The sequence below is a fragment of the Mesorhizobium sp. M7A.F.Ca.CA.002.04.1.1 genome, from assembly GCF_004022805.1.
Taxonomy (GTDB): Bacteria; Pseudomonadota; Alphaproteobacteria; order Rhizobiales; family Rhizobiaceae; genus Mesorhizobium; species Mesorhizobium ciceri.
The window spans coordinates 1-5797 of the sequence record NZ_RZPL01000343.1 but is presented as its reverse complement, the minus strand read 5'-3'; the positions used below and the strand labels follow the sequence as shown (position 1 = coordinate 5797).

Annotated in this window: 6 protein-coding genes and 1 pseudogene; 5 read left to right on the top strand and 2 right to left on the bottom strand. The window is 64.6% G+C overall.

All coding sequences use genetic code 11. The features are described from left to right. The 5 genes and pseudogenes from ENZ75_RS18360 to ENZ75_RS18335 all read left to right on the top strand — a co-directional run. Window positions 1–515: pseudogene (locus tag ENZ75_RS18360) on the top strand (hypothetical protein); the annotation flags it as partial. A gap of 221 nt (window positions 516–736) precedes the next feature. After that, complete coding sequence (locus ENZ75_RS18355) at window positions 737–1120, top strand: RidA family protein (RefSeq protein ID WP_063169567.1); 384 nt, start codon at window positions 737–739, stop codon at window positions 1118–1120. A gap of 13 nt (window positions 1121–1133) precedes the next feature. Beyond that, window positions 1134–1484, top strand: a complete 351-nt coding sequence (locus ENZ75_RS18350) for a VOC family protein (protein WP_063169566.1) — start codon at window positions 1134–1136, stop codon at window positions 1482–1484. 290 nt (window positions 1485–1774) lie between these two features. Next, window positions 1775–2878 (top strand): 3-isopropylmalate dehydrogenase, encoded by a 1104-nt coding sequence (gene leuB / locus ENZ75_RS18340; protein ID WP_063169565.1) that lies wholly within the window; start codon window positions 1775–1777, stop codon window positions 2876–2878. Window positions 2879–2882: 4 nt separating this feature from the next. Continuing rightward, on the top strand, window positions 2883–3371 hold the full coding sequence (locus ENZ75_RS18335) for a GNAT family N-acetyltransferase (protein ID WP_063169564.1): 489 nt from the start codon (window positions 2883–2885) through the stop codon (window positions 3369–3371). Here ENZ75_RS18335 and ENZ75_RS18330 read toward each other — a convergent pair. Together ENZ75_RS18330 and ENZ75_RS18325 are read right to left on the bottom strand one after the other, a co-directional pair. After that, entirely contained in the window at window positions 3361–4071 is a 711-nt protein-coding gene (locus ENZ75_RS18330; protein ID WP_063169563.1) for a DUF805 domain-containing protein, read from the bottom strand. The two genes, ENZ75_RS18335 and ENZ75_RS18330, sit on opposite strands and share 11 nt — an antisense overlap. Window positions 4072–4188: 117 nt before the next feature. Further along, on the bottom strand, window positions 4189–5797 hold a 1609-nt coding region (locus ENZ75_RS18325; RefSeq protein WP_164887862.1), incomplete at its 5' end, for a DEAD/DEAH box helicase.

Below are 5797 nucleotides of genomic sequence, written 5' to 3'. Positions count from 1 at the left end.
AGCAGGACCAGTGCGGCGCCCCGCCCTCGGCGGTGTCCGACAACGCCATCTATTTCGTGCCCTACCTGTTGCCGGGGGATGAGAAACCGGCTTTGCAATGGTCGCCGACCGACGGGCTGACGATTTCGGGCAATCTGACCTACATGCCGGAACCCGGCACGGACTGGAAGGACATCGATCCGGAAAAGTACCAGAACATCATCGACGCCTTCCACAATGAGGCCGTCTACAAGGAAGCGGAAAAGCTGCTCGGCAAGGACATGGCCGACATGGCGACCAGCCTGCTGGTCGGCGGCGGCACCGAAAAGACCGCTTCGGGCGCCTTCTACGCCAGCGGCTGCGTGCCGCATGATTGCGGCGGCAATGACGGCTTCATGGCGGTCGACCCGGCCCAGCACAGGCTCTATTTTGCGCGCCGCGGCGACAATGGCCAGCCGAACGCCTGGCCTGATGTGGCGACATGGCCGGCGGATGTGAAGGCGGCGTTGGACAAGGCGCTGGGGGCGGCAAATTAAAGCTTTAGCGTTGCGCAGCACCCCCTCGCTTTCGTCATCCTATGGTCTGCGCCGCGTCGCTACGCTCCTTGCTCCGCCATAGGATGACGACGGAAGGGATGCTTCAACCAATCTCGGAGGTTCGCGCTTCGCTTCCGGGATAACAGTTTGCCTGGCTTGGCCCACGACCCGCGCCGTTCCGCCTGCTAATGCTGGCCGACAACCCAAGCAAGGCCCCTCATATGCGCAAACTCATCTCCACCGGTTCGCCGTTCGAAAAGACCGCCGGCTATTCGCGCGCCGTGGTGCAGGGCGACTGGTGTTTTGTGTCCGGCACCACCGGCTACGACTATGCGACGATGACGATGCCGGAGACGGTGGAGGCGCAGACGCGCAATTGCCTGGCGACGATCGGCAAGGCGCTGAAGGACGGCGGCTTCGAGATGGCTGACGTGGTGCGGGCGCATTACTACATCACCGACCAGGCCTTCGTGGATGTAGTCTTCCCGATCCTCGGCGAGACGTTCGGTGACATCAGGCCGACAGCGACGATGATCGTCTGCCAACTCAACAAACCGGAAATGAAGATCGAGATCGAGGTGACGGCGCTGCGGCGCACGGCCTGAAGGGCGACCGACGATGAAAGTCCAGCGCATTGTTGCCAATATCGAGACAGCGGATGTCGCGGCGGCGAAGCGTTTCTACCACGATGTGCTCGGCCTCGACGTGCTGATGGATCTCGGCTGGATCGCAACCTACGGCTCGCAAGCAAAGATGGATGTCCAGGTCAGCTTCATGGCGCAAGGCGGTTCCGGCACGCCGGTGCCCGACCTCTCCATCGAGGTCGACGACGTGGATGCGGCGCTCGATGCCATGAAGGCGGCGGGCTTTGCCATCGAATACGGACCGGCCGACGAACCGTGGGGCGTGCGGCGCTTCTACGTCCGCGATCCGTTCGGTCGGCTGGTCAACATTCTCTCGCATCAGTGATGACGTATGCCGGCGGGACAGCGCCCCCCTCTGGCCTGCCGGCCATCTCCCCCTCAAGGGGGGAGATTGGATGTCGCCTCGGCGTTCGCCAATCTCCACGTCAGAAAGAAGAGGCGAAACGATAATGCTGCCAATCTCCCCCTTGAGGGGGAGATGCCCGGCAGGGCAGAGGGGGGCGCTACGGATCACCAACGAATCGGGTTATCCGTGATCGCTGCGTTCCTGCTTGCATGCAACTCGCTTGGCGTTTAGCAAGGCCGCGGTTCAAATCTTTCCAGGACGGTTTCTCCATGGCAACGAAGCATCTTTTCCTGCTCCCCGGTGACGGCATCGGTCCTGAGGCCATGGCCGAGGTCAAGAAACTGATCGCGGTCATGAACGACAGGCTCGGCAGCGGTTTTGCCACCGATGAGGGGCTGGTCGGCGGCTGTGCCTATGACGCGCATGGCGCGGCGATCTCCGATGCCGACATGGAAAAGGCGATGGCGGCCGACGCGGTGCTGTTCGGCGCCGTCGGCGGTCCGAAATGGGATGCGGTGCCTTATGAAGTGCGCCCAGAAGCCGGCCTGCTGCGGCTGCGCAAGGACATGGAGCTGTTCGCCAATCTGCGCCCGGCCATCTGCTATCCGGCACTGGCAGCGTCCTCTTCGCTCAAGCAGGAGGTGGTCGAAGGTCTCGACATATTGATCGTGCGCGAGCTGACCGGCGGCGTCTATTTCGGCGAGCCCAAGCAGATCATCGACCTCGGCAACGGCCAGAAGCGCGGCATCGACACGCAGGTCTACGACACGTTCGAGATCGAGCGCATTTCGGGCGTCGCCTTCGAGCTGGCGCGGACCCGCAAGAACCATGTCACTTCGATGGAAAAGCGCAATGTGATGAAGTCGGGTGTGCTGTGGAACGAGGTCGTCACCCAGACCCACAAGGCGCGTTATGCCGACGTCAAGCTCGACCACATGCTGGCCGATGCCGGCGGCATGCAGCTGGTGCGCTGGCCAAAACAGTTCGACGTCATCGTCACCGACAATCTGTTCGGCGACATGCTGTCCGACATCGCCGCCATGCTGACCGGCTCGATCGGCATGCTGCCGTCGGCCTCGCTCGGCGCGCCTGACGCCAAGACCAAGAAGCGCAAGGCGCTGTACGAGCCGGTGCACGGTTCGGCGCCCGACATTGCCGGCAAGGGCATTGCCAACCCGATCGCCATGATCGCCTCCTTCGCCATGTGCCTGCGCTATTCCTTCGGCATGGTCGATGAAGCCGACCGCGTCGAAGGCGCGATCGCCGCCGTGCTCGACGCGGGCCTGCGGACGAAAGACATCATGTCCGATGGCATGACCGAGGTCGGTACGGTTGAGATGGGCGACGCGATCATCGCCAAATTCCTGGGCTGATACCGTGACGGTCGACGTCCGCTGGGCGACGATCGAGGACGCGACGACGCTCGCGGCCATGTTTTGCGAGATGGCGGAACATTATCGGCAACGGCCTCTCGATGCCGACCGGGCCCTGTCTGCGGCACGAAAATGGCTTGGCGAGGAAAGCCCGGCCTATCCGCATTTCGCGCTCGCCTTCATCGAGGGCGAGGTCAGCGGCCTGGCGTCGGTGGCGATCGCGCATCCCGGTATCGATCTCGAGCGGCTGCTGTTCCTCAAGGACCTGTTCGTGCGCGACAAAGCCCGCAACGCTGGTGTCGGCCGGGCGCTGATCGGCTTTCTCGCCGATCATTGCCTGCGCGAAGGCATCGGCCGCATCGACCTGACCAGCGAGGACTGGAACGAAGGCGCGCAGCGCTTCTACGACCGGCTTGGCGCAGAACGCCACGGCCAGAAGGTCTTTCTCAGGCTTTCGGGCGAGGCGCTGAAGGCGATCATCCCTAGACCCTGACGCCCGCCGGCACCGGTCCCCACTGGTTTTCGCGGGCCTGCGTCGGGATCAGCGCGAAGACCAGGATGATCAGGCTGCCGATGGTCGGGATCAGCACCACCAGATAAAGCCAGCCCGAGAGGCCGATGTCATGGATGCGGCGAACGGTCATGCCGAGGCTGGGCAGCAGTGTCGCCAGGACGAAGGTGCCGCAAAGGCCGACGGTTACCGCCGCCGATACGCTGCTGTCGAAATTGCCCATTTCGTTGTCGGCGAAAAGACCGATACCGCCGATGACAAGCAGCGAGACCACCCAGAACAGGAAATAACCCCAATATTCCTTGCGGCGGGCACGTCCGGCGAAATTGAAATAGTTCTGCGTCACGCCACGCCAGAAATAGCCCCAGAGATCGGTGGGCTCGGCCGGCCCGGAGGAACGGCCGAAATGCTGGGCCTGTGGCGCAGAAGCGGATGGTGCGTTACCGGCTTGAGTCGGCGCGGCGCTCGTACCAGCGTCGCCGGCCGGCGCAGCCGTCTCGGCGGCGATCAAAAAGACGTCGCGCGCCTGGCCGCCGCCCGCCTGGAATTCCACGCCCGCGCCCTTCCGCATAGTGGTTTCCCGGCGCAGGTTTTCGCGGGTGAAGGTGTAGCGGTTGCCGTCGGCTCCGGTGATGAAGCCGAAGCCCTGGACTTCGTCATAATGAAGCACTTTGCCGCGCATTTGCCACCCCCACTTGCCACGTCCCTGCCAAGGTGTGGCACATGGCCGAACCGATGGGCAAGACCGCATCGGGATGCGGCCGGCGTCATGCGGGCGGATGAGGCTCGTTGCCCGGTCTTACGAAGGCCGCTTCTTCGCCTTCTTGTGCTTGGGTGCACCAGAGGTGTCGAATTTCGGCTTGCCCGGCTTCTTCGCCCATGGCTTTGCATCATGCGGGGCGGTCGGGCGCTGATCGGCTGCTGCCGGTGCACGTTTTTCGAATTTGCGCTTCGGCGCGTTGGGATCGAACGGCGCCTTGCCGCGATGCGGCTTCTTGTCGGGGCTTGGCGGCTGATAGCCGGCGCGCGACAGATCGGGCGTACCGTCGAGCCGCTTCACCAGGATGTTGCCTTGCAGCTTCCGGTCGGGACCGATCGCGGCCAGGAAGCGGTCTGCCCAATCCGCTGCGATCTGCACGTAGGTCTCTTCCGGCTGCATCTTGATGGCGCCGATCTCTCGCTTCGAGATGCTGCCGGTGCGGCATAGCATCGGGATGAGCCAGCGCGGCTCGGCATTCTGCCGGCGCCCGATCGACAGCGAGAACCAGACGCTGTCGCCGAAATCGTCGCGGCGGCTGGGCGCCTCGTCGCGGCGCGCGAAACCTTCGCCCGCCGGTCTTTCACGCGACGGCGTGAAGGGCGCGATCTCCATGAGGTCCTCGGGGGCCGAGCGGCTGGCGCGGCACTGGCGCACGAAGGCAGCGGCCACCTGTTCGGCGCCATGCCTGGCGAGCAGCGCGTCGATGAAGGAGCGCTCGTCCTCCTTCACCGGCTCATCGAAAGCCGGATCGGCAAGGATGCGCTCGTCGTCGCGCCGCATCACGTCGTCGGCCGAGGGCGGGCTCGCCCATGTCGCCTTGAGGCCGGCGTTCTGCAACAGCCGTTCGGTGCGCTTGCGGGCGCTGTTGGGCACGATCAGCGCGCTGACGCCCTTGCGCCCGGCGCGGCCGGTGCGGCCGCTGCGGTGCAGCAGCGTTTCCGGGTTGGTCGGCAAATCGGCGTGGATGACCAGCTCAAGATTGGGCAGGTCGATGCCGCGCGCCGCGACATCGGTGGCGATACAGACTTTTGCGCGGCCGTCCCGCATCGCTTGCAGCGCATGGCTGCGCTCATTCTGGCTGAGCTCGCCCGACAGGGCGACGACGGAGAAGTTGCGGTTGTTGAAGCGCGCGGTCAGATGATTGACGGCGGCACGCGTGTTGCAGAACACCAGCGCGTTCTTGGCTTCGTAATAGCGCAGCACATTGATGATGGCGTTCTCGCGGTCGGGCTGGGCGACGCTCAGCGCCCGATATTCGATGTCGAGATGCTGCTTCTCCTCGCCGGCGGCCGAAATGCGCACCGCATCGCGCTGATAGCCCTGGGCGAGCGTGGCGATCGAGCGCGGCACCGTGGCCGAGAACATCAGCGTCCGGCGTTCGGCCGGAGCGGCGTCGAGGATGAATTCGAGGTCTTCGCGAAAGCCGAGATCGAGCATCTCGTCGGCCTCGTCGAGCACCACCGCCTTCAGCGCTGACATGTCGAGCGAGCGCCGGGTGATGTGGTCGCGCAGCCGGCCGGGCGTGCCGACGACGATATGGGCGCCACGCTCCAGCACACGCCGCTCCGAGCGCATGTCCATGCCGCCGACGCAGGACGCCACGGTGGCACCGGTCAGTTCGTAGAGCCATTCCAGTTCGCGCGTCACC